At 42.2% G+C, this 25,971-nt stretch carries 20 protein-coding genes; 11 read left to right on the top strand and 9 right to left on the bottom strand.

The window, feature by feature from the left end; translation table 11 throughout:
• The first annotated feature begins 105 nt into the window (after positions 1–105).
• The 6 genes from GQR42_RS14970 (at position 106) to GQR42_RS14945 (ending at position 9,570) form a co-directional block, all read left to right on the top strand.
• Complete coding sequence (locus GQR42_RS14970) at positions 106–816, top strand: lysophospholipid acyltransferase family protein (RefSeq protein WP_158200557.1); 711 nt, start codon at positions 106–108, stop codon at positions 814–816.
• Between the two features lie 271 nt (positions 817–1,087).
• Positions 1,088–2,119 carry a GntR family transcriptional regulator gene (locus GQR42_RS14965; protein WP_158200556.1) on the top strand — a complete coding sequence of 344 codons (1,032 nt, stop codon included), beginning with the start codon at positions 1,088–1,090 and terminating at the stop codon, positions 2,117–2,119.
• Positions 2,120–2,376: 257 nt separating this feature from the next.
• A complete protein-coding gene (locus GQR42_RS14960; RefSeq protein WP_158200555.1) occupies positions 2,377–3,501 on the top strand; it encodes a vWA domain-containing protein in 1,125 nt (374 codons plus the stop codon).
• 17 nt (positions 3,502–3,518) lie between these two features.
• Complete coding sequence (locus GQR42_RS14955) at positions 3,519–6,665, top strand: tubulin-like doman-containing protein (RefSeq protein WP_158200554.1); 3,147 nt, start codon at positions 3,519–3,521, stop codon at positions 6,663–6,665.
• 100 nt (positions 6,666–6,765) lie between these two features.
• Entirely contained in the window at positions 6,766–8,922 is a 2,157-nt protein-coding gene (locus GQR42_RS14950) for a methyl-accepting chemotaxis protein (protein ID WP_158200553.1), read from the top strand.
• A 6-nt stretch (positions 8,923–8,928) separates the two neighbouring features.
• Positions 8,929–9,570, top strand: a complete 642-nt coding sequence (locus tag GQR42_RS14945; protein WP_158200552.1) for a hypothetical protein — start codon at positions 8,929–8,931, stop codon at positions 9,568–9,570.
• Positions 9,571–9,580: 10 nt separating this feature from the next.
• On the opposite strand, the gene GQR42_RS14940 is transcribed toward GQR42_RS14945, so the two are convergent.
• Complete coding sequence (locus GQR42_RS14940) at positions 9,581–10,165, bottom strand: Uma2 family endonuclease (protein ID WP_158200551.1); 585 nt, start codon at positions 10,163–10,165, stop codon at positions 9,581–9,583.
• A gap of 26 nt (positions 10,166–10,191) precedes the next feature.
• On the bottom strand, positions 10,192–10,782 hold the full coding sequence (locus GQR42_RS14935) for a Uma2 family endonuclease (protein WP_158200550.1): 591 nt from the start codon (positions 10,780–10,782) through the stop codon (positions 10,192–10,194).
• Positions 10,783–11,035: 253 nt separating this feature from the next.
• On the opposite strand from GQR42_RS14935, the gene GQR42_RS14930 reads away from it, so the two are divergent.
• The 5 genes from GQR42_RS14930 to GQR42_RS14910 all read left to right on the top strand — a co-directional run bounded on the left by GQR42_RS14930 (position 11,036) and on the right by GQR42_RS14910 (position 17,726).
• The gene (locus GQR42_RS14930; protein WP_158200549.1) at positions 11,036–12,955 is read left to right on the top strand and encodes a long-chain fatty acid--CoA ligase; all 1,920 of its coding nucleotides are present in this window, start codon (positions 11,036–11,038) and stop codon (positions 12,953–12,955) included.
• Positions 12,956–13,016: 61 nt separating this feature from the next.
• Positions 13,017–13,466: a YlqD family protein gene (locus GQR42_RS14925; protein WP_072923740.1), complete on the top strand. Its 450-nt coding sequence runs from the start codon at positions 13,017–13,019 to the stop codon at positions 13,464–13,466.
• 451 nt (positions 13,467–13,917) lie between these two features.
• Entirely contained in the window at positions 13,918–15,282 is a 1,365-nt protein-coding gene (locus tag GQR42_RS14920) for a DUF3370 domain-containing protein (protein WP_158200548.1), read from the top strand.
• Between the two features lie 86 nt (positions 15,283–15,368).
• On the top strand, positions 15,369–16,232 hold the full coding sequence (locus GQR42_RS14915) for a hypothetical protein (RefSeq protein ID WP_158200547.1): 864 nt from the start codon (positions 15,369–15,371) through the stop codon (positions 16,230–16,232).
• 45 nt (positions 16,233–16,277) lie between these two features.
• Positions 16,278–17,726: a family 10 glycosylhydrolase gene (locus tag GQR42_RS14910; RefSeq protein ID WP_158200546.1), complete on the top strand. Its 1,449-nt coding sequence runs from the start codon at positions 16,278–16,280 to the stop codon at positions 17,724–17,726.
• 6 nt (positions 17,727–17,732) lie between these two features.
• Here the strand turns inward: GQR42_RS14910 and GQR42_RS14905 are convergent, their stop codons facing one another.
• From GQR42_RS14905 to GQR42_RS14875, 7 genes are all read right to left on the bottom strand, one after another.
• Complete coding sequence (locus tag GQR42_RS14905; RefSeq protein WP_158200545.1) at positions 17,733–19,955, bottom strand: GumC family protein; 2,223 nt, start codon at positions 19,953–19,955, stop codon at positions 17,733–17,735.
• A 117-nt stretch (positions 19,956–20,072) separates the two neighbouring features.
• Positions 20,073–21,287 carry a polysaccharide biosynthesis/export family protein gene (locus GQR42_RS14900; protein ID WP_158200544.1) on the bottom strand — a complete coding sequence of 405 codons (1,215 nt, stop codon included), beginning with the start codon at positions 21,285–21,287 and terminating at the stop codon, positions 20,073–20,075.
• A 132-nt stretch (positions 21,288–21,419) separates the two neighbouring features.
• Positions 21,420–22,166, bottom strand: a complete 747-nt coding sequence (locus GQR42_RS14895; RefSeq protein ID WP_158200543.1) for a cyanoexosortase B system-associated protein — start codon at positions 22,164–22,166, stop codon at positions 21,420–21,422.
• The gene (crtB, locus tag GQR42_RS14890) at positions 22,159–23,064 is read right to left on the bottom strand and encodes a cyanoexosortase B (RefSeq protein WP_158200542.1); all 906 of its coding nucleotides are present in this window, start codon (positions 23,062–23,064) and stop codon (positions 22,159–22,161) included. The genes GQR42_RS14895 and crtB overlap by 8 nt, the downstream gene beginning before the upstream one ends.
• A 37-nt stretch (positions 23,065–23,101) precedes the next feature.
• Entirely contained in the window at positions 23,102–24,241 is a 1,140-nt protein-coding gene (locus tag GQR42_RS14885) for a DegT/DnrJ/EryC1/StrS family aminotransferase (protein WP_158200541.1), read from the bottom strand.
• A 133-nt stretch (positions 24,242–24,374) separates the two neighbouring features.
• Entirely contained in the window at positions 24,375–24,692 is a 318-nt protein-coding gene (locus GQR42_RS14880; protein WP_158200540.1) for a hypothetical protein, read from the bottom strand.
• A 70-nt stretch (positions 24,693–24,762) separates the two neighbouring features.
• Positions 24,763–25,950, bottom strand: coding sequence for an RNA-guided endonuclease InsQ/TnpB family protein (locus GQR42_RS14875; RefSeq protein ID WP_158200539.1), 1,188 nt, complete (start codon positions 25,948–25,950; stop codon positions 24,763–24,765).
• Positions 25,951–25,971 lie beyond the last annotated feature (21 nt).

Genomic DNA, 25,971 nt, shown 5'->3' with positions numbered 1-25,971 from the left:
TCCCCCAAGACAATTGCCGAACTGGTCAGGACAAGATAGCGACCCCCAGACAACTACTCTAAAGTAGAAATGGTCAGAAAGTCTCGATCTTCCCTAACACTTCGGATGTCTCAAAGCACTATCGTTGACGAGTCCCTCACCATTAGAAAAAGTCCTGCTGTCAATTCCCGAATTAATCCCTGTTTAATTCGCTTTTGTTATTTTCTGGGAAATTATCTAGTTTTACCGGCTTTTTTCAGGAAAATAACCGTCACAGGACAGGAAAATATTCCCCTAACGGGGGGTGTCATCCTTGCACCTACCCATCGTTCCCGTTGGGATGCCTTGATTTTACCCTACGCGGTGGGACGTTTAGTTAGTGGACGGGATTTGCGCTTTATGGTTTCCGCTAACGAGATGAAAGGGGTGCAAGGTTGGTTTATCCGACGTTTGGGGGGTTTTCCCGTCAACACCGATCACCCCGGTATGGGTAGTCTGGTCCATAGTGTCGAACTTTTGGCTGCGGGGGAAATGGTGGCGATTTTTCCGGAAGGGGGTATCTCTCGCGATCGAGTGGTTCATCCTCTTAAACCGGGGGTAGCGCGGATTGCGTTGGAAGTTAAGACGATGAAACCCGATGCAGATATAAAGATTTTACCGGTAAGCATTAGTTATAATCAGCCTTACCCCGGATGGGGAAGCGAAGCGACTGTAAACATCGGTCAAGGGATTAATGTGCTTGATTATCAACCAAATTCGCTAAAACGGGAAACTGTCCGCTTAACCAAAACCTTGAGCGATCGCTTAAAACTTCTCCACGAGGATCAATCACCTTAATCAGCTGTTGACTATCTACCGCACAAGTGGGATTTCGGGGACGGATTAAAATTATTGTTTTAACTATTTTTAAGCAAAAAAGTAGCTTTTCTGGTTTAAATAAATAATACTAAATCATGAGTAGAAAACGGGTTTCTCCGAGAAACCCGTTTTCTGTGCGTTACTCAACGGATTTAGGATAACGTCTTGGTTTTTTCTACTTTTAGCTCCTGAATACTGCCTCGGAGACCCCTCAGAGCGGGGAAGATGTCCGATTGCTGCCGGGGGTCTAATGATAGAATGGGCATCAGCGAAAGTAGTTTGTGAGCGAAGTGATCCGATGCAGTTCCAAATCCAGCCAGACAGTGAAATTCCCGCCTCTAAGCAATTATTTGACCAAATTCGCTTCGCTATCGCCTCTCGTCAGTATCCACCGGGCCATCGTTTACCTAGCACCCGTCAACTAGCTATGATCACGGGATTACACCGTAATACGATAAGTAAAATTTATCAACAACTGGAAGACGATGGGTTAGTGGAATCCATAGCAGGTTCGGGGATTTATGTCAAGGCTCGCGGACATGAAAACGATAATTTATTAGGTTCGCCCCTATTGGAACAAAATCCAGAAATAGGCCGACTAATTCGCCAGAGTTTAGCCAGTTTTCTCGCTCAAGGTTTAACTTTAGAGGAAATTCGCGAGTTATTACTGGCGGAAATCGATTGGCGATCGCAGTGTAGTTCCCAAGTTCTTGTCACCATTCCCCGTCACGATTTGGGTGCAGGGGAACTAATGTTAAGAGAATTAGAGCAATCCCTCAAAATTCCCGTCCAATTAGTGGCAATGGAGGATTTAGCCCAAGTTTTAGCCAATACTAAATCTGCCACTGTTGTCACCAGTCGCTATTTTATCAGTGTGGCAGAGGAAATTGCCACTCCTTTTCACCTACGAGTCATTCCCATCGATATCTACGATTACAGCAAAGAATTGGCATTAATCAAAAAATTACCCACCGATAGCCGCTTGGGAATTGTCAGTGTTAGCACTGGTATTATTAAGGTGGCCGAAATTTTAATTCATAGTTTACGGGGTGATGATTTATTAGTCATGTCTGCTCAAATTCATGAAACGGATAAGTTAAAAGTTTTAGCCAGAACTTCCCAGACAATTATCAGTGATCAAGCGAGTTATACTTTAATTAAAAATCTAATTAAGGAAGTGCGATCGGACTTAATTCGTCTGCCAGAAATTATCTGTAGTGATAATTATATTGGGGATAAATCAATTCAATTGCTCAGACGAGAATTAGGATTAGGTGGTTAGATGTTAAGCTAGGACCGATTTTAACCTCTGAATCTCCCCCAATCCCTTTACTGTTACCTCTTGCCTTATCTCAACAAGCAATTTAAATGCGCGGGCAGCTGAACTTTAAAATTTAGTTTAATCTAGGGTTACTATTGACAATAACCTAGAGTAAGTCGAGAATAAAAGCGAAAAAAACTTTTAAGAAGTATTATTTTTTTAGTACAATGGGGTAAGGATAGGGATAAGCTCAATTTTTCACTCTTGGACAAGGCTAGATGAAAAGTGCTGACTGTTTAACGGGATCCCCCGGGGAATCGCTTACCGATTGGCAAAAAGTGGGATTAGATTTGGTGGCTCGTTGGCAGGGACGAGATGTTATCCTAGCGATCGATCTTACCGGTAGTGTTAACTTTAATGATGAAGGACGCACGCGCCTCGGTCAAATTATTCGCGATAGTTTAAAAAATAACGATTCCGTTTATTTAGTTCCCTTTGCTGATAATGTCCAACCGATTGCAGAACCGATTTTAATTCGCAGTCAGGAAGATATAGATGCGGTTTTAAAAGCGATTCCTTGGCAATCTAGCCAGAGTGCTAAAAATACCGATATTCAACGCGCAGAATGGCACGTTTATCCCCAGCTGGCACGCTTAAATCAGTGTCGTTTAACTGCCAATCAAGCTATCAAACCCCAGTCGGTAGTTTGGATTACCGATGCACCCCTTTCTACTCCCCTAGGGATTACTTCGCAACAGTGGATAGAAACCCCAAAAAATAGCCCTTTTCGTCTTGCTAATTCTCCCGAAAGTTTGGAGAGACAAAACTGGCTTAATTCCCTACCAATTAATCTAAGACCCCAAGAAATTACTGCCACTAACGGCAATAAATATAAACTATCAGTTGTCGATATTGCTCCCACAGCACAGGAGTTCTGTACTCCTGCACCGGGAGGACAAGAAACCTGTTTGATTAATCCTTATCTCTTCAGTCAGTTATGGTTGCCAGCATTGGTAATTACATTAATGGGAATGGGGGGAATAGTAGCGAGTATTTTGGGAATTCGTTACTGGTTGCAGTTAAATACTGCTTGGACTATTGAAGTTTCATCTTATCAGGATGAAGATGAAACCCAAAGATATATTTTAAAAACATCCGAAAGAATTAACATCGGTGGTGAAGAATATAATAAGAATACCTTTTCTCGTGCTGGGGAAGAAATTCGCTGCTATTTAGAAAGACGCGGCAATCAGTTATATCTGAAACCCACTAAACAAGCAGAGATTTTTTATCGAGGTAATCAACTAACTCAGGAGGTGAAAATAGATAAAAATTACCTGAATTTAACTTATCACCATAACAATCAAGATTTCGACCTACAAATTCAGATTAGCAAAAAATAACTCAGGAGATTTAAACCATGGCTAATACCAGTCAAACCCGCGCTATCAAACGGACAATTATCATCGGATTAGGTGGTACTGGTCGAGATGTGTTAATGAGAATTCGTCGCTTTATTATTGATAAATACGGGAAGTTATCTAACCTACCCGTTGTCAGTTTTGTTCATATTGATACAGACAAAAACGCTTTCAATGGTTCTGGTCTACCCACAGGAAATAGCTATCACGGAGAAGAAATTCTTTTATCAGCTGCCGAAAGAGTATTCATTAATATGAATGCTCAGGATGTTAACAATCTCACCTATGAACTTGAACACAAAACCCTTTTTGAAAGTCCCTTTTCCCATATTGAAAGCTGGTTAGACCCAAGACTAAAAAAACAAATAACTGCCATTGAAAATGGTGCGGGAGGTATTCGTCCCGTCGGTCGTTTAGCTTTCTTCCATAACTATCAAAAAATTCAGGAGGCAATTGAAGCAGCGGAAAGACGAACTGCTGGTCATGAACCCTTTATGTTTAGCGGTAAAGTTAACGGTCAAAGTTTTAATGTCCAAGAGGGTTTAAATGTCTTTGTTGTCGGTTCTTTGTGTGGGGGAACTGGTAGCGGTATTTTCCTCGATGTGGCCTACACTTTGCGTCATATTTTACAACAAACCGCCGAATATACATCCTTTGGTTATTTGGTAGTTAGTCCTAAACTTTATGGTGATGGGGCAATTATGAGAGCTAATACCTATGCAGCTTTGAAAGAGTTAGACCATTATACCAATGAAAGTAATTCCTTTCAAGTCTGTTATGATCAACAAAATTTCGTCAACATTGATGAAAAACGTTCTCCTTTTGATTTTGCCTACTTAGTTTCTAATCGCACTGCGGGAGATTACCGGATTAACAACAAAGGTAAATTATGTAATATTATTGCTTACAAGATTTTCTTGGATTTTGCCGATGAGTTATCTCCTCACATCAAAAGCAATCGGGATAACTATAAAGACCCGATGATTCGTAAAGATAATCATCCTTTTCAAATGTGTCAAGGTTATATCTCCTTTGGGCTAGCGAGGATTTATTTTACTCGCGACCGAATTGTGCAGATCGGTCTCAATCGTTTTAGTCTCAAATTAATTAAATTTTGGTTAGAAGGATATGGTCAAAGTCCCAGTGGACAAGAGTTATTAAGTAAGTTTCTAGCTAATTGGAGTACCCAAGGTAATAAGGATTATTTTACTGCCAGATTGGAAGAAGCAACCCTAGAGAATAATAAAACTTTTTCTAAGACTTTAACCTCGTGGAAAAATTCCCTAGAGGAAGAAATATCTAATAGTCAAGATTTGGAGAATTTACCCCAAACTGTCAAGCAATCCCTAGAAAAAGAGTTTCGGAAAGTACAAGGGGGAGAAACAGATAGCAGTCGCGGAATCTGGTTAACTCTGACCCAACAAACGCAACCTAAGTTAATCGAAAAATTTAAGTCAGATATTGACCAATTTTTGGAGATTATTCTTAATCCTGATAGCTTAGAATTTTCTTTGGAAAATAGCCTATCTTTTTTGGTCGCTTTACAAGCACAGATTAATACCTACAAGGGGAATCTAGAGGAATTATCTCAGGATAATAAAGGGTTTCATTCCTCGGAAAAAATTGATAACATTTGGCGAAATGTTAAACAAACTCTCGAAGATATAAACGGGAAAAAGTCTGTCTTCAAGATGTTCAATAAAAATGCCAATAGTGAGAGAATCAAGGCCGAGTTAAGAGACTACGTTCAAAGCGGACAAAAATTAATTCAGCAGAACTTTAATTTCAGCATTAATTGCGAATCCAGAAAGATTGTCGAAGCGATTCTCAAGCATATTTCTAGTCGAATGCTGCAGATACAACAACTGAAAGAAACCCTATATCAGCTAATCGCAGAATACGATAAATACGAACAGGAGTTAATGCAGTTAAATCTCGACGAGATGACTGGGGAAGGTATTTTTCCAGAGGAGAATATTGATAACTGTATCCCTGACAGTAACTCCCGAACTCAATACATTTCCGTTAGCCAAAAAGTCACCAATAATTTAGGCTATAATGCTTCCCTATTCAGTTTATTTAGCCAATCTTTTGTTATTGATAATGAAACTCTCAAAGAGACCCTAACAGCAACAATTGAGAAACAGTTTCAATCAGTAAGCACTAATAAAATTGATGCAGTAATTAAGCGATTTATGGGTCAATATAAACCCCATGATTTTCCTGAACGCTTGGGGCAAATTCTGCGGGAAGCTGATTTAATTTTACCGATAAATGTTAATGATGCTTACTATCGCTTGGAACCAGATAAAGCATTACTAATTGGGACTAAGGACGATAATTCACCCACCATGCAAAGATTTATGAAGACTCTTGAATCTGATTTAAATATTAATCTGGGGACTTGTTTTGAATCAATTCAAACGGACGAAGAAATCCTAATTACCTACGAGTTTGGTGGGTTTCCCCTAAGAATCATTACTGATTTATCTGGGTTGCAAAAAATCTATCAAGACCAAAAGAGAATCAGCATTTTACACAATGATTACAGGATAAATTTTGCTGATATTATCCCACCACCTGCCAAATTAATTGAAGAATTAGAGTTTATTTTCTATCCCGCAATTGCTCTCGGTTTACTAGAATACGATGAGGAAGATGATACTTATCAATTAGTCATCGAAGGCGATTTATTTAACAATAAGTCCCTTATCGATATTAGCGGTAATTGGCGACTTGCTTTAGAACAATTTGCTTCTCGTAAGGACATGATTAATGCTTTACAGATACTGCTTAATCAGGCAAAAAATGAGATTTTGGCTAATCCTCCTCTATTATTTACTAACGAGGGTGATTATTTCCAGAACGTCAGCTATTTTGTCAATAATGTCAAAAATTTACCCTCCTATCACCCTAATTATCGCTACAAAGATAAGGTAGCTGGACAAGATGGAAATGCTCAACAGGAGGCAAAAGAAGGGATTATTACCCGTTTTGTTAATCAACTGAAAATGGAACTAGAAAAACGTGATGCTGAACATAAAAAACTCGAAAAACAACAGCAAAAGCAACAAACTTTATTGGGAAAAAGTAATAACGGTAGTCAACCCAGTTTACCCGCAGAAGTTAGCACTGCTGATGAATGATAAAATTGAGCAATCTTAATGATGTTTCCCCAGCTATCTGAGGAAACATTCACCCCCAACTCTCTCTATCAACCACAATTCGAGGTATCCAATAACTATCATGGCATTACTTAACCTTTTTCCTCCCTATCTGATTGTTTTAACTCTAGTCTTGGTTATTTTTCCCACCGTCTTAACTCTGGGAATCCGGATTACTCTCTATAAACATCTCCAAGAGTCAACTGTAAAAGTCAAGCGCTTAATTCGGGGAGAAAGTCGCGGGGTTCAACCTAAAATTATCTCTAATCTAGAGAATAGATTTAAGATAGCCAGTAGTCAACTAGATGATGTTAATACCGCAGCTTTGGTAGATGGTTTATACCATGAAGAACAATTTACGTTCATGTCTAAATCTCTTAGTTGCGAGAAATGGGATTATTTTGTGAGAGTCTTACCCAATCTCCTCCTCGCTTTTGGTTTGTTGGGAACTTTCCTCGGAATTACTCTCAATCTGACGGGAATCAGTACACTTATCGATATCAATAATGTCGATGTGCAAAGTTTGGGAGAAAAGCTCAAAACTCCCCTAGAAAGTATGGGGATTGCTTTTATCACTAGCTTAATTGGTTTAGCTTGTAGTTCTTTACTGACTGTGATTAACTTAATCTTTAATACCAACCTTGCTAAAGTAAATCTAATTAGTTCCCTAGAAGACTATTTAGATAACATCTTGCAGCCGACTGTAGAAGGGAATAGTCGCTTGGATAAAGCGGTTAATCGCATGGTGGATACACAGCAAGCATTTCTGACTAACTTTCATACCGAGGTGACGAGAGTATTAGAATCTTCTTTAGAGAAAGTTGCTAAAAAAATTGCTGATGGTAATCAGGAAACTGCTAAATTAGTCACCCAAGTTTGTGATAGATTAACTGAAACCGCAGGAACTTTATCTACCGGTGCATCGACTTTTCAGCATTCAGCTTTTGAACTTAACGAGCAAGTACCAATTATCACGCAAGCAAACCGAGAGTTTACACAATCCTCTCAGGAACTAAAAAATAGTGTACTGCTTTTTAAACAAGCGTCAGAGTTAATTGAAAAAAGTAACTTCTCTGGTAATATCGAAAGGTTTACCGCTAGTTTAGCAGAAACTCAAGCGAGATTTTCTCAATCCACTGCACTACTAGAGCAGAATATCGGGGAGATTATCAGCAGTAATAAAAGAGCTAACGATTTAGCAGAACAAGTGTATTTAAATATCCAAGAATCTTCTCAAAAATTACAGGATAGTGCGCTAGGTTTTCTGGAAGCTTCCGAAAAAATCGAAAGTAGTCAATTTGCTGATAAGTTAGTGCAAGCAACCGCAGATTTAATGACTGCTCATCAACAGTTTGCCAATTCTACTACAGATTTAAACCAATCAACTCAATCTCTAGCTTCTTTAACTCAAGACTTCCAGCGTTCAATGACAACTATGGTTGAGTTAGGAATAAAAATTACTGACTTGAATCAAAAATCTGAGACAATCCTAGAACAAAATCAGCAACGCTCAGTCACCGAACAAGAAAAGTTATCTAACATTCAGGGAGAATTAGTAAAATTAATCGAAACCGTGAAAACCTATCAAGATAGTTTTAACTCCGAGTCGAAACAATTAGGCAATCAACTTATCAATCGTCTCGATGAAAGACTCTCCCAAACCTCCGATAAAATCCTCACTGCTTCCCATGGGATTGAGCGCTCTAGTAATAATCTCGATGTGACTAATGCTAACTTGTCTCAGTTAATTGATACAGTGACAGAGCAAGTTACTCAAGTCAAGGAAAGCTTACAGTCTGAGTTAAACCTTTTAAGCAATAACTTAGCGACAGTAGTTGACGATAAATTAACTAAGAACTCAGAACAATTAAAAGCAGTTTCCCAATCTATTGAGAAAACAGCCAATCAATTTGGCAGCCTTAAATCAGATTTTTCTCAAGTAATTAACGCGATGAACACCAACACCAGTCAATTAACTGCTAACTTAGAATCTTTGCGAGATAAGTTAGAGAAAGTCGTCGCTAAGGAAAATAAATCGAATCAGAAAATGATTGAACACATCTATGGAGAAATTCAAAAATGTTTAGCACAACTGGAAAAAATTGGCGAAATGAGTTCTGAATTTTCTAACTTAAAGGATAAGATAGAAAAACTTTTTGAGACAATCCCTAATCCTACCCAAAAAGATGTTGAGAAGGGGATTAACACCATATTTGATAACTTCACTAACAAATTCTAAGCAATTATGTCTAGACGTACCTACTACCGAGATGAAGATAAATCGGTGGATGTTTATCCCGCATTTACCGATTTAATGTCCAATGCTTTCATGATTCTGAGTTTATTTCTCCTCTTGGCACTTTTTCAGTCCTATAATCTCATCAGCAAACTGGAGGAAGCTAACAGAAAACTGCAAACAGCAACCCCCATAGTTATCGATGAAAAATCAGGAAAATTTAAATTTCAGTCGGGAAGTGCGGAATTAAACCCCGCTTTAAAAACCTATATTCGTCAGCGCATTATTCCCGCTATCGAAACCATTACTAAAGACAGAGAAATCGACTTTATTCAAGTAATTGGACACACCGACGGACAGGGAATACAACAGACAAGTAATCTCGATAAAAATATCGAATCGGTTGCCAGCAGAAAACAATCTGTGAAAATGCTAGTACCCGGTTCTAACACTGATTTAGGATTAATGCGCGCTTTAGCAGTAGTGCAAGAAATCGACAACACCGGTAAACTAAAAAACGTCAAATTTCGAGCTTTTTCCGCAGGACAGTTATACCTCCCATCGGGTAAATTAGCTGCGGTTAATCGTGACGCAGATGCAAGCAGACGCAGAATTGAAATCCGTTTTATTCCCCCTGGTAAAAAACAATAATTTATTCCATTTATTCCACGGAATAATTAACCGTTTCTAGGGTGACATCCTCGTATAAATCCCGAAAAGATGCCGTCAGATTAATACTCTGCAAACTAAAACTTTCTTCCTGATAGGTTTGCAGAATCCATAAACCCTGTTCACCCCGTCGAAAAGTTTCCACTCGTTGGTGTTTACTATTCACTAAGACATATTCCTGCAAACTTTCTAGAGTTTGATAATCATTAAATTTATCACCCCTATCAAAAGCTTCTGTAGAATCGGAGAGAACTTCGATAATCAATTTAGGAAAACGTTTGTAGGTAGCAGTTTCCCTATCTCTGTCATCGCAGGTGACAATAATATCAGGATAATAAAAGTGATTACGTTTCTCTAATCTGACTTTCACATCGGCAAAATAAACCCGACAATCGGAACCCCGCAAATGATTACGAATGATAAAAGTGAAATTGAGTCCTATAATATTATGAGTATCCGTCGTTCCTGCCATGGCGTAAATTTGTCCATCGATATACTCGTGTTTAATGGGACTTTTTTCTTCAAACTGAAGATATTCTTCTGGGGTGAGATTATTATAGTTAGATAAAGCAATCATGGGTTTAATTATTGAAGGATATTTTCTTAAGGACTTTCGGTAGTATCATTAACCGTTTCTAGGGTGACATCCTCGTATAAATCCCGAAAAGATGCCGTCAGATTAATACTCTGCAAACTAAAACTTTCTTGCTGATAGGTTTGCAAAATCCATAAACCCTGTTCACCCCGTCGAAAAGTTTCCACTCGTTGGTGTTTGCTATTCACTAAGACATATTCCTCTAAACTTTCTAGAGTTTGATAATCATTAAATTTATCCCCCCTGTCAAAAGCTTCTGTGGAATCGGAGAGAACTTCAATAATCAATTTAGGAAAACTTTTGTAGGTAGCAGTTTCTCTATCTCTGTCATTGCAGGTGACAATAATATCAGGATAATAAAAGTGATTGCGTTTCTCTAATCTGACTTTCAAATCGGCAAAATAAACCCGACAATCGGAACCCCGCAAATGATTACGAATAATTGTGTATATATTCCCCGCAACAATATTATGAGTATCCGTCGTTCCTGCCATGGCGTAAATTTGCCCATCGATATATTCGTGTTTAATGGGACTTTTTTCTTCAAACTGAAGATATTCTTCTGGAGTGAGATTATTATAGTTAGATAAAGCAATCATCGTTTTTTATCCTAATCACAACTATATTAAGTACCTAAGCAAAATTAATTATACATCTAAGCCGTTAGCATTCCCTGATTACTGTTCACTGTTCACTGATAACTGAAAAGTCTCCTGTCTCCGAGTCTCCACTAGGAAATTAACTTTGCAGGACTAGATACCTGTTGAAATACTGTCTAGGAGAACCAGCAAAAAGAGCCTCGAATGGTTAATCTATATGTTATTACTCTTGTAACCCACTATAACTACTGCTATGACAACCCTAATTGACTATTCAAATATTCAATCTTTACCCGAAGTTTGGTCAATAGTTGCCCAACGTTTCCCCAATATTATCGCTCTGCACGATCCCCACAGTAAACCGGAAGTAATTCTCACCTATCGAGAACTTTATCAACAAATTCAGCAATTTGCCGCCGCTTTGCAAGCATTAGGAGTCACAGAAACCGAAAATGTCGCTTTATTTGCCGATAATAGTCCCCGGTGGTTTATTGCCGACCAAGGTTCCATGGCAGCCGGGGCCGCCAACGCGGTACGATCTGCTCAGGCAGATGCAGAGGAATTAGCCTATATTCTCGCTGATAGTGACAGTCAGACGCTGATTGTCGAAAATAACCAAACTTTAGGGAAATTGCTGGCGAAAATCCCTGAATTGCCCCTGAAATTAATCGTGCTGCTCACCGACGAAGCCCCCGCTACGGGGGCGATTTCCGTGCAGACCTTAAATTTCAAGCAACTAATGGCGATCGGGGCTGAGAACACCCTTAAACCCATCACCAAGGGCGAAAATGATCTGGCTACCCTCATCTACACATCGGGGACGACGGGACAACCCAAAGGGGTGATGTTAAGTCACGGTAATCTGCTGCATCAGGTACGCAACTTAAATGCTATCTTTCAACCGGATCCCGGCGATCGAGTTTTAAGTATACTACCTTCATGGCATTCCTACGAGCGCAGTTGTGAGTATTTCAGTCTAGCTCAAGGTTGCACCCAGATTTATACCAGTATTCGCACTTTTAAGCAGGATTTAAAGCAATTTAGTCCCCAATTAATGGTGGGAGTTCCCCGTCTTTGGGAATCTCTTTACGAAGGTATCCAAAAACAATTTAGTCAACAACCGGCTAAAAAACAGAAATTGGTGCAGTTTTTTCTAGAAAAATCAGAAAAGTACGTTATTGCTAAACGTATCGCCGATAATCTCAGTCTAGATCATCTTCACGCTTCCCCCAAAGAAAGACTCAAAGCAAGAATTCAATCCCTCTTACTCTATCCCCTCCATGCCATCGGTGACAAGCTAGTTTATGGCAAAATTCGCCAAGCAGTGGGAAATAAAGTTAAAATCTTCGTTAGTGGTGGTGGTTCCTTAGCCAGACATCTAGATACTTTCTATGAGATTGCCGGAATCCCGATTTTAATTGGTTATGGACTGACAGAAACTTCTCCTGTCGCTACCGTCCGTCGTATCGATCATAACCTGCGCGGGTCTGCCGGTCGTCCCGTCTTTCAGACAGAAATCTGTATTGTCGATTTACACAGCAAAGAAGTCTTACCGACAGAAAAACACGGTTTAGTCTTGATTCGTGGTCCGCAGGTGATGCAGGGATACTATAAAAAACCAGAAGCAACCGAAAAAGCGATTTCTCCCGATGGTTGGTTTGATAGCGGTGATATTGGTTGGTTAACCGCTGCTGGGGATTTAGTCTTAACTGGACGGGCCAAAGATACAATTGTTTTGAGCAATGGTGAAAATATCGAACCGCAACCGATTGAAGATGCTTGTTTACGCAGTCCCTTTATCTCCCAAATCATGCTAGTGGGACAGGATCAAAAAGCTTTGGGGGCTTTGATCGTGCCTAATCTTGATATACTGGCCAATTGGGCCCAAGAACAGAAACTATCCTTAAATTTACCCGCTCTTCACAGCGATCGCTCAACGATTCTTTCTAGCGATCTCTACAGCAAAAAAGTCTTGGCTCTCTACCAACAAGAATTAAAGCGCGAGGTCAGAAATCGGCCCAGTTATCGTACCGATGACCAGATTAAAACCTTTGAGTTAATTTTAGAGCCTTTTTCCCTAGAAAACGGCATGATGACCCAAACTTTAAAGATTAAACGACCGGTAGTAACGCAACGCTATCGCGATATGATTAACGAGATGTTTGCCAAGTAAATATTTCTGGCAAATATTTTCTAACCCCTTGACAAAAAAACCTTTTTAGGATAAGCAAATCATGGATGACGCACAAACCAGTTTATTACTGAAGCGCCCGGTAACAATTAAAGTAATCGTGACCCCGCGCTGGAAAGAAGAAGCACAACAGCAATTACAAGCACAAATGGCTCAAATTGACGCACAAATTCAACAATTAGAAACCCAAGGTCAAAGAGCGATCGCGGAAATTCAGCGTCAGAGTCTGATCCCCTTACCCCCCGCGGCTGCCCAACAGATTGACAATATTCAAATCCAAGTCAATCAACAGAAAAGTGAGTTTCTCGAACAAAAAAACCAGTATCTGCAACAATTGCAACAGGTACAACTCTTGGAACTCAATCAAGAAGTCGCCCAAGCACAACTAGAAAGCTTTTTCCGGGTCGAAAAAGGCGATAACTTAGTGGCCAAAATGAATGTGGAACTCGTGCTTAGAGATGGCATAGTCGAAGACATTCGCGGCGAAATTTAAAGCTAGGGTGAGCAGTTACTGGTCATTGTCAACTTAACGGTTAAAATCGGCAATAGCAAGGGTTTTTCTCCCTTGCTAACCGAGAAAACCGTCCCTAGCTCACATCACCCCTGACATGACTTGATCAGACCTTAAAAATATATTAAGATGCTTTATCGATCGCCAGGACAAACTCGCCTATATTGTTGTATAACTTCAACTCTCCATCGACTCACCCTTAATTAGGGTTTGCTGAAAAAGTTTTTCGTGGGTGTGGGGTGTGGGGTGTAGGATTTTACCGATTTTGAGGTAGTCAATTACCTAATTTTCAGGGAAAAAGTCCCGGAATTTTCCCCCCGATCACTCCCATACTTGGTACTTTTTGATTGCCAAAAAGTCTAAAATTCTTACCCAACAAGGTTTTAGATTTATTCAGCCAACCCTAATTAGATCCTATAAATATAGAATCTCTATGCTTTCTTTCTTACCCACTATTCTTTTAGCTCAGTCCGCCTCGGTTCTGCCCCAGATAGAGAGGAAATTAATCACCCAATATCAGGAAGTGCGTCAGTTGCCCGGTCAACTGAATGACGTTCTAGTTTTTAATAGCAATAGTCCCGAAGTCGTAGAAAAAGAGGGAATTCTCCTCTCCACTTTCCCCGGTAAAGGAAAACGTTATCCCGTAGCCCATCTCAATCATCCCCTACAAGGACGTTTTGACGTTTTCACCCACCACATCGCCCGTCAAACCGATCCCAATCGCGACTTACACCAGGGTCTGATCGTTACTAATCCCACCTCCAAAAACCTCGTTATCCGCATCCTGCAAGGAGTCAGTTACGTCACCTCCGCCGATGCCCCTTTTGTCGATTTACCCTCTCTGGTGGAAGATCCCAATGGCCGGGTTTTTTCCGGTCCCGGTTCCCGTTTAGCCAGCGATATCATGCGTCGTCGCCATGATACCCAATTTCCCACCCAGATCGTCATTCCCCCCGGCCAAAGTCGGATGCTCTTCGATCTAGTTATCCCCAGAAGTAGCGCCCGCTCGACTCTCCTCCGTCTCTACAGCGATGGACCCGTCTATATGGCCAATTTAGCCCTCTACGAAGTTGCCGAAAAAGTCAAAATCGAAGATCGGGAAATAGAAACCTTTCGTCCCCCTACCCTAGAGGAATGGCGTACCCTATTAGTTAGAGGTGATTTAGCGGCTCCTCGCGATTTTCCCCCCACTCCTCCCGATCAATGGTTCCCCGGAAGAAGAAATTTTTATGGTCGCGTGGCCGGAATTTCTGTGGGTTCGGAATGGGCAACCCGGATTGTCGATCCCAAAGGGGGAATTAATCTCACCATTCCTCAACCCGGTCAAGCTTTTGCCTATCCTTTAAGTACGGTGACAGCAGCTACTTTCGGAACCAGACAAATTCAAAGCGCCCCCATGTTAGTGCGTTATCCCGATACGGCTTTCAAAGCTCACGGTAATTACGGTGTTCACTACTATCTGACTTTACCTCTATATAACAACACTAGCAAGACGCAGGTGGTGGCTTTGAGTATTCAAACCCCAATCAAAGAAGACAATTATCTCGATCGCTTGCTATTTGTTGAACCCGTTCAGGGACCAGTATTTTTCCGGGGTGCAGTGCGCGTTACCTATCGTAACGTACTGGGACGCACCGAGGAACGTTTTTTCCATCTCGTTCAACGGGAAGGACAACAGGGAGAAGCTTTAGTACAGGTGGAACTTCCCCCCGGCAACCGACGCGACATTAATCTGGATTTTCTCTATCCCCCCGATGCCACCCCCCCCCAAGTTTTGAGCGTTAAAACTTTGGAATAGATAGTTTTTCTCGAAAAGTTAACGGCTGATTGTCGGGAGGAACAACTAAGATACACTGAAATTAATCTCTCTCTGTGAATCGGCCGATGGATATTAGCAAAACTTGCTTTATTTGCTGCTTATTATCTCAACTTTTGGGCAATGCAGCCGCGAGTTTAGCCGTAACTAAACTCGATTTTGATACCGGTCAACCCCTAAGAAATCAAGTGATTAAATCGGGGAAAATTAAGGTACAAGTTAGCTATCAACCCATCGAACTAAACGAGAAAATTGATGACAATTCTGATATTAATAATGTTTCTTATCAAATCTTTTATAACGAGCAACTTTATCAGCAAAATAGCGAGTATAGTGCCTTTGGATCTGGCTATGTCGAATTAAGAGATTTAGATAATAATGGCATCGATGAGATTATCGTCTCCACCTATAGCGGCGGTGCTCATTGCTGCACATCTTTGGTAATTTATACTTGGCAAAAAGATAAATTTATTAGAGAAGAAACGGGGTTTTTAGATGGTAGTGGTGGTTCCTTTGAAGATTTAGATGGAGATAATAATTATGAATTTGTCACCGTTGATAATGCTTTTTTGTATGCTTTTAGTTCCTACGCCGCCTCTTTTCCTCCCTCCAAAATTTATACTTTTCAACAGGGTAAATTAGCAGATGTCACTAGAAAATATCCCCAAGAATTAAGAAAAACTTTAGCAGCAATGTTGAAAGCTTTTCAGTTAGCTAAAAAAGAAAAAGCCGAAGTTAATGGCATTTTGGCTGGTTATGTGGCACAGAAAATTCTCCTAGGAGAATACCAAGAAGCTTGGCAATTTCTCCTCGCTAATTACGATAAAAACTCCGATTGGGGTCTCGATATACATGGCGAAAATACAGTGATCGGCAAATATCCAGACTTTCCCACTGCCCTAAGAGCTTTTCTCCTGAAAAATGGCTATTGATCTGAAAATAAAAACAATAAAAAATAGCAAACGCTGTGAACAACTATGTTAAAGAAAGTTAATTATCTGCGATCGCTATCTTGTTTCCTCGCTACAATCCTCTGGAGTAGCCCTCTCGGGATTAACTCTAGTCTCGCTGTCAATGATAATTGTCAACTGTCCGAATCAGAAATCAAACAACAAGAAAATCTGCGTCAAACTTCGACCCGAGAATATAACATTTTATTGCAGAAATATGCTGAACAATTGCGCTTTTGTCGTTCCCGACACTGGTTACAGGAACAGGCGATCTGGTTACGTCTCTACTCCTGTGATACCCGTCCCGGATCGCTCGAAAGTATCCTTGATCGCATCGTGGCCAAAGGTTATAATACAGTTTATCTGGAAGTTTTTGCCGATGGTCAAGTCTTATTACCTCCTCACAATAATCCCACCGTTTGGGATAGCGTCATTAAAAATCCCAGTGCCGGAAATGTGGATTTATTAGCAGAAGCGATCAAACAGGGACATAAACGCGGTTTAAAGGTTTATGCTTGGTTATTTAGCCTCAATTTTGGCTATGCTTATAGCTTAAAACCCGAGCGACAGGAGGTGTTAGCACGCAATGGTAAAGGACAAGATAGCACCTCTTTTGTCGATGATCGATCCCAAACTTTTGTCGATCCCTACAGCAATCAAGCGCGACAGGATTATTTAATTCTCCTAGAAGCCATTTTACAACGTCGTCCCGATGGAGTTTTATTTGATTATATTCGCTATCCCAGAGGAACGGGAGTCGATTCCGTTGCTGATGATGTCAAAGATTTATGGATTTTTAGTCCCTCATCCCGACAAGCTTTAATTAATCGAGCATTAAATAATAAGGGCAAATTTTTAATCGATCGCTATCTGACTCGTGGCAAAATTTCCCCTGATGATATAGTTGAAGCCGATCGCCTTTATCCCCAAGAAACCGCCCCTCTTTGGCAAGGAAGAATACCTTTAGAAGAGGAGATGAAACAATCAGTTAAAAGTCGTTTTGATCGCCTGAAACTAGAACTTTGGTTCCTAGCGGTTGCCCATGCTGCCCAGGGTATCATTGATTATATTAGTTATTTTTCTACCCTAGTAGAACGTCAGGGAATTCCTGCCGGGGCAGTGTTTTTTCCCGATGGAAATCGTCTTGTGGGTAATCAAGGTTTTGATTCCCGTTTACAAGCTTGGGATAGTTTTCCCGCTTCCCTAGAATGGCATCCCATGTCCTACGCTAATTGTAACGATACTACCTGTGTAGTTAATCAGATCAAAAGAGTAGTGGAAAGCAGGGGAAATCAAACTCCTGTTATCCCAGCTTTAGCCGGTTTATGGGGACAACCCTATAACAATCGTCCCTCCTTAGAAGTGCAAATGGCAGCGATTCGCATTGCTTTTCCCACCATAGATAGTATCAGTCATTTTGCTTTTTCTTGGCAAGAACCACAATTCGATCGAGCCCGAAGATTTTGTCAAATATAACCCCATTTACACCTCCACTTTCACTTCCTCTATCTCTGTTTTTTCCTGTAGTGGGGGAACCATTAAAGGCGGCAGTTCCGTTTCGGCGGTGTTGATAGTCGGTGTAATATCGACGTAGTTAATCACCGCCCCTAAAATTTTCACTTCCGCTTCCGTTAACTGGTCAGTTGCTTCACTCAGGAGACTAGAACGAGTTATGGCTGGGCGCGTTACCAGAATAATCCCATCCGCTAGTTCTTCTAAGAGCAGCGCATCATTACAGCTAGACAGAGAAGGAGTATCCACAATCACCAGATCGAAACGGCCGCGAGAATCTTTGAGAATTAATTGTAATTCGCTCGATTCAATGATAGCTGCCGCTTGTTTTTGCGGACCGGGACTAGGCAAAATGGAAAGGTTTTCAATATTTGGGGCCAGCCGGATCGATTTACTTTTTGCCCCGTAGTAAAGTAGGGGTTCTCGGAAAGAATTAGGATCGGGAATGACTCCGATTTCTTCGGCCTTAGAAGGACTTCTCAGATCTCCTTCTACTAACAGAGTCCGTCGGCCCGCTAAAGCCGCTGCGATCGCCAGATTATAGGCAGTGGCGGTTTTACCTTCTCCGCCAGTAATACTGGTGACAATAACCACTTTCACCATTTCGCCGCTGCCAATACGTCGCAGGGTACTGCGTAAACGTTCGTAGTAGGGGAGATAATTGGCATTAGCATCGGCGAGAATCGGCTCGATTTCCTCGCCCTCTAAATTCCGGACAATGGGCAATTGTCCCAAGAGCAGGATATCCCGACTAACCAAAGCTTCCCGCAATTCTTGGGGACTGTGCAGGCGATCATCGATCACTGCTAACAGCAGAATCGTACCCAATCCAGCTAAAGTTCCCAAACCAGCACCCGCCAAGAGAATTAAGAGACGATTCTTGCGGTGAAACACCTGTTCGACCTGTCGAGCAACCGGTGGTTGGGCGACAGTGAGACTACCCACGGTTTCCGCTTCTGCGGCCTGAGCATCCACCAGAGCATTGAGAATATTCTCGTAGATACCCCGTTGAAAGGCGACGGCTTGGGTTAAACGAGCTTGCTGTAGCTGTTTATCGGGGAATTTCTCGTATTGGGAGCGTAATTGCTGTTCCTGAGTCACCAAGGATTCTAATTGTTTCGTTAAACCCTCACGCTGGGTTTGCAGGGTGACTAATTGAGCCGCTAGTTGTTGACGAGTGGCATCGAGATTACTTTGCTGACGGATGCGACTGCTGGGAAGAGCGGTAAGAACGCCATCTTTTCCGATCACCTCGGCGGCTCTTTTTTGTAAGAGAGATTCGTTAACTTGCTGTTGTTTGCGTAATTTAACGACGGTGGGATGTTCGGGACGTAAATCCTTCTCTAGTCGCTCCAATTGGGCTTCCGTGTCCAAGATCTGCCCTCGGATACTGGCAATAATCGGGTCGGCACTAAGGGCCGAGGAGGTGTAAGCTTGATCGGGGGTTAAATCGAGTTGTTTACTCAGACTATCAATTTGTCCTTGAATACCTTGCAGTTCTAGGCGAATTTCTCGCTGTTGCTGTTGACTGCTGGTGATAGCGGTGAATAAACTCCCGTCTTGAATCGCCAATAAATCTGAACCCTGGGTACTAATGTAGCGATAAAACTTTTCTTCGGCTCTGGTTAAATCTTTTTGGACTTCTTTGAGTCGGACACTGAGAGCTTCTATGCGGGCGCGTAACTGGGATGTATTCAGCCAGCGACTGTATTCCACCATTTCCTTCATCAAGGTTTCGAGAATTAACTCCGCCTTGGCCTGGGAGTCGGCCGTTAACTCTAAAAGTACCTCTTGGGGTTGGTCGGTTTCTCGAGATCGATTGCTATTATTTTTTTGTCCCTCCACTTCACCAGGGAAGGTGATTTTTAAATCTTGATCGCGAATTTTAACCATCTGTTCCGGATTAAATTGCAATTTTCTGGCCGCATTGACCAATACCCGGGGAGACAGCAGTAAATCGCGATCAATAGCCCGCCCTTGTTCTTGCAGTTGGGTTCCTGTACTGGTAAAAGCCGGCGGCGGCACCCGGTAGGCCAATTGTCCCACCGCCCGATAAAAGGTGGGGGGTTTCTCAGGATCGGGTAGGAAAGCAAAGATCACAGAACCGCCTAAACAGACGAGGAAGACGAATATTCCCACAAATTTGTTCTGATCTAGCGAGATGAGAAATCGTTTAACAATTGGTAGAGCCATAGCTTTTTAATATATTCCCAGATTTTTTCCATTTTAGCGGTCAAGAGTTATTCTTGGCCTCGAAATCCTAGCTTATGAAGTTGTCTTAAGGAGTGAGACGAGCGAGTTGCCCCTCAATTATTGGAAGTTATCGAATTGATTGCTAAGGTTGAGAATTGTATTGGTAAAACTGGTAATATCCCGGATGGGTTGGGTAATAATATTAAAAGCGGCGAAAATTTCCCCTAATAGGGTGCGGGTGACAATAATTACGTCTTGATCTTCTAAGGGAACATTTTGGGAGATATCTCCCCTAACTGCCGCTATCGGACTCAAAGTTTGACTAACAATTCCCCCTTTGGCACTGTCAAAACGTAGCAGGGACACTTCATTGACATTAATCCGCAGGCGATCGGAAACTGGTAAACTAGCCACCACATCGAGGAAGGTACTGCCATTGGGAATCGAAACATTTCTCAGGGCAATTCCCGAAGGAACTAAGGGAGCTAAAACCCTGATAGTGATATTCTGCTGGGTGAGGGTGGTTCTAGCCACTAGGGTGCGATTATATCCCGTTTCTTGGCCTACTTCTAACTTGGAAACAATCACGGCATCGCCCCCTTGCAGACGCAGATCTGGCAAGCGGTCTCCTTTAATTAAGGGAGTATAAAGGTCAAGTTTCTCCTCTAATACTGTACCATCGACTAAAACCCGACGGACAACGATCGAACGCAGATCGGCTCTGGGAGTGCCACCCCCCGCCGCTAAAAGTACCTGCGCTAGGGGAGTATTAGGCGCAACATTATAAAACCCCGGTCGCTGTACCTCTCCCAGAATGGTTAACTGGACGGGACGGGCAGTGGTTAAAACCGCAATCACTTCCGGTTCCTCCCGCAAGTATTTTCGCCCCAATTCGAGGCGGATTTTAGTTTGTACTTCGTCTAAAGTCAAGCCCAGCACAGGAATACGCCCTAAAATCGGCACCAGAAAATTACCATCGGGATCCACTGGCCCCGTGGAATTAAATTCGGGAAAATCGGGAACCGAGACAGTAATTTGATCGCCGATATCAAGTCGATAGGCCTGAATTTGTCGGGATTGGCGATTATTGGGAGAGTAAACCGGTGGACTGTAGCCGGTGGGTGGAATCGTGTTTTCGGGAAAGGTGGGATTAGGGGGTTGGGGGGGCAAAAATTCCAACCCGGCTCCCGGTTGAGTCTGGGGTATGGACAAAGGACCCTGGGCCTTGAGGCTCTCGGAGTGAATTACCCATAAGAACCCTGTCAGACTCAACCCTGATAAGGCTATAGCCCCGGTTCTGGATAAATTAACTGGCAAAAACTTGTTGTGCATTGGTGGAATCATACAGATCTATCAATTTATTTTCTGGGAGTTTATCTAGTGGGGGAGGAACAAAGAAGCTATTAAGGACTAGAAAAGTGCCTTGAGCTAGTTTTTTTAAAGAGATGGTTGGCTGCTGCCAAATTACTTTTCTTTTTTGGTCTCAGGGAGAGAAGTTAATTGATTTAAGACATTTTGTTCTAAGTGACTTTGAACTTCGCTGGCGAGACTGAGAGCAAAGGGAGTGAGAGTTTGCAGTTCTTTCGTCGGGTCTAAGGGAATCAGCAAGGAAACGGCTATCCAAGGTACTCTCTGTCTTTTTAATTGCGCCCATTGGTCAAGCCAATACCACACCGAGGGATCGTAATGACCACCACCTAGCCAAGCATACCATTGCACCACGGCAAAAGTATTTTGTGTCCAGGCACGATAGAAGCGAGCCGTGGCCTTTCCTCCCGACTGGGTGGGTATTAATAGCTCGGTTGTTTCTCCCTGATGCCAACGACTAATCGAATTGATATCCGACCATTCTAACCCTGGTTGATTTTTATAGTAGACCTGTGGCTTTAAAAGCACGGTGATCCTCTTGCCATCGGGACTTTCCACTACTTGTACCGACCATTGTCCCTCACCGATTTGGGCTTGGCTCTGGTCGATGGTTTTCAGGTCAGACAACTCGATTCCTGATTTTTGGATGACCCGCATTTTCTGAATATTAGCGATTCTCGGTTGCTCCACCCAAGACCAATGGCCAGAAATTAAATTGGGCAGGATACCGCCTAAAATCAACAGCAGCAGCAGGCACAACAGCAGTAAATAATTACCCGGGAGCTTTTTTTTGACTTTATCTAACACTAAAGTTACCTCGGCTGGAATTTTTTGACTAATCATCCTGGTTACTTTCCCCTTGAGCTAGGGACTGTTTCTTGACCGCCTCGCGATACTGCATGATTTGGAAGACCAAAAGGATGAGTAATAACATCAAGACGGAGTATAAATCACCCCCCCAGCTATCGTGGAGTAATTTAAAGTTTTCCTCTTGTCCTGTGCCGTGAAACCAAGCTAAAAGCGCATTACGAATGATATTAGCCCCGATACTAATTCCCAAGGCACTGAGGAGCATAAAGCGGGTTTTGCGACCGTTTTCGATGGTATTAGTCCAATGGAGCAGCAGCAGCGTGACGTAAAGACTGGTAAATAACATTTTCAGCCCCGCACAGTAGGGAGCGACTTCCACCATCCTACCTTCCACCGCTATATAGACACCGTCAACGGAGACATCTAAGCCGGCTTGCTGGAGAATAAAACCAGAGCAAGCGGCAATAAAAACCTGTAGGGGTAGGGTATAGGGAGTGATCAGGTAGGGTATGGGATTAGGAGTCGCTAAAGCTGTTAAAAGTAGGGGAAATCCCTGTAATTTAAAACCTTCCGTTCCTTTTAACCAGAGACAGATTCCCGCTAAAATAATCGGGAAAGACATACTAACCCAAAGAGAGGAACCGAGGAGATAAAAAATCGCTCCTAGGGTTAACAAAAACGCTCCGAGGGGGTGGGAGCGATCTTCGAGGCGTTGCCATTTTTTACGATTCTGCCAGACAATATAGGCGGCGTAGGGAAGGCCAATCAAGCCGTGGCTAAAGTATTCGTGTTCGATGCCGATCGATTTATTCAGCCAACCATCGTACCAGTGAAAGATCACCGGACCATAGATAACCGCCAAGAAACCGATAATCAGCCAAGATTGCCGATTTTTGTGGGAGACGGGGGATAGGGAAGGACTAATACCCATAGGACAGAGCGATTTAGTGACAAATTCTGAATTTATGTTACCCGATGATCGCAGTGATCTGTTCAACCACGATGTCAATTTGCTCCTCGCTGATGCCGGGGTACATGGGGAGAGAGACAATTTCTTCACAGAGGCTCTCTGCATGAGGAAAGTCTCCCTGTTGATAACCCAGGTAGCGATAGGCCGGTTGCAGATGACAAGGAATCGGATAATGAATGCCGGTTTGAATTCCGACGGCAGTTAATTGTTCTTGTAGTTGTTGGCGCTCAACGGAACAATGGGGGAGAATGCGAATAACGTAGAGATGATAGACATGACCAGTCTCGGTTTCGTCTCGTACGGGTAAAATGCCTTTATCGGCTAAAGGAGCCAAAAGCCTGTCGTATTGTCTTGCCGCTCGATGACGGGAGCGATTCCAGCTTTCCAGATGGGGTAATTTAACGTTTAAAATGGCGGCTTGTATGCTATCCAAACGGCTATTAGTGCCGATATCGGTGTGGAAATACTTGCTCGGTGCGCCATAATTTCTTAAACTGCGGGCTTTTTGGCTAATTTCGCGATCATTGCTCACTAACATTCCGCCATTGCCAAAAGCACCTAAATTTTTACTGGGATAAAAACTAAACCCGGCCGCTACACCGACACTGCCGGCGCGATAACCTCCTCTACTGGCTAAATGGGCCTGGGCCGCATCTTCAAAGATAATCAGATTATAGCTGCGGGCAAAATCCTGTAATTGTTGGGGGGACACCATCTGTCCGTACAGGTGTACTGGGAGAATGGCGCGGGTGTTGGGGGTAATTCTTTGGGCAGCCGCTGCGAGGTCAATTAGGGCCGTATCGAGGTGACAATCAACTAAAATCGGTTTGGCTCCCGCTTGAATAACACCCATGAGGGTGGCGACAAAGGTATTAGCGGGTACTAGCACTTCATCCCCGGCACCGATGCCGTAAGCTTGTAAAGCCAGGGCAAGAGCGGCAGTGCCAGAAGCTACTCCCACAGCATACTCGACTCCGCAAGCTTGGGCAAAGGCGGTTTCAAATTCGGCTAAAGCTTGGCCTAAAACAAAATCTCCCCGGTCGATAACTGTTTGGATTGCTTCGGTAATTTTTGCTTGTAGGGGCTGATTTTGCCAAGTTAAATCGACAAAGGGAACTTTGATTAAATTGGAATTCATCTAGTGCTTGTTTATGAAGATATTAATATTAAGTATCAAGAGACTAGCATAGATTTGAGCAAGTTGGCTAGATTCCTATTCAGGGGATTTGGCCTTGACTTGGCCAAAAGAATCAAGTTGACTGCCTAGCTATTTATTTTTGCCGCCAAACTTTGAAGATAATTCCTAGGCAGAGGAGAATATAAGCAGAGGTTAATAAACCGTTTAAGTATAAAAAGCGAAAACTCAAGGTTTGGTCGCTGAAAGTGGACCCAGTCCAGAGGAAAGCGTAAAAAAGTAGCCATCCTAGCGTTAAATTCAAGGATAAGCGACTAATTTGCCCTTCTTTTCCCTTTCCTTCTCCTCGATACCATGTCCAAGCGGAGGGAATCACTCCTAGAAAGGGGATTAGATATAACATTAATTGCAGGCGCTCTAATTTGCGATCGCCGAAAGGATCGTGATTAATCATGGTATTTGTCCGATAGAACTGGTTATTTTGACATCCTCACCGCCGTAAAACGGACGGTGATTCCCAAACCTCACGATTTAGGTTTCTGCTTCTTTCCCTTGCGGGGTTCCGCACCTGCCTTAACAGATTTACTCTGTTCTGGTCTTATGGTCGCTCTACAGACTGACACCGCAAGCCCTGCGGCCAAAATATTTTTACTGGCGTTAATATCTCGGTCATGGTGTGTCCCACAGTCTGGACAGTCCCATTCTCGAATATTTAACGGCATTTTCTCAGCAATATACCCGCAATTACTACACCGCTTAGAACTAGGAAACCATCTATCTATTTCGATGTAATTTCTCCCATACCAACGGCATTTATAGGCTAATTGTCGAGTTATTTCTCCCCAACTAACGTCAGATATTGCCTGAGATAATTTCGGGTTTTTGACCAGATTCTTGACGGCTAAATTCTCAACCACAATCGTTTGGTTTTCACGAACTAATTGAGTGGTTAGCTTGTGTAAATGGTCTTTTCTACTATCAGTAATTTGGGCGTGAATTTTGGCTACTTTGATTCTCGCCTTTTCTCGATTCTTTGACCCTTTCTGTTTTCTAGAAAGATTTTTTTGTGCTTTTCGCAGTCTCCGATAATGCTTTTTAAAATGCTTAGGATTAGACACTTTATCGCCATCGCTGGTAATCACAAGGCTACTAATTCCTAAGTCAATTCCGATGGCTTTATCTATTACTGGTAAAGGCTTAATTGTTGGGTCATCAAATCTAATTGAGATATGCCAACGTCCAGAAGGATGTAATCTGACTGTTACTGTGCTTGGTTCACAGCTTTCTGGGATTTGTCTTGACCATCGAATAGGTAAAGGTTCTGTGCATTTAGCTAAATAGATTTGTTTGTCTTTGAACTTAAAAGCAGATTTGGTAAATTCGGCACTTCCTCCTTGATGTTTTTTCTTAAAGTTGGGATACTTAGTACGACCAGCAAAGAAATTGGTAAAAGCTGTTTGTAAATGTCTTAACCCTTGTTGTAAAGGTACACAGCTTACTCCATTGAGAAAGTCTAATTCTTCTTGCTTTTTCCACTCGGTTAGCATTGAAGAGGTTTCAGCATATCCTACTCTTTCTTGTCTTTCGTACCATGCTTGTGTTCTGACATGGAGAGCTTTATTGTAAACTAATCTTACACAGCCCAAAGTGCGCCGCAATAGCGACTCTTGTTCGGGTGTGGGGTAAAATCGAAACCAATAGGCTTTTTCCATGTCTCACATTTTAGCATATAT

The organism is Microcystis aeruginosa FD4 (assembly GCF_009792235.1).
GTDB classification, from domain to species: domain Bacteria; phylum Cyanobacteriota; class Cyanobacteriia; order Cyanobacteriales; family Microcystaceae; genus Microcystis; species Microcystis viridis.
The sequence above is the reverse complement of the archived record's forward strand: the minus strand, read 5'-3'. Positions and strand labels throughout refer to the sequence as shown.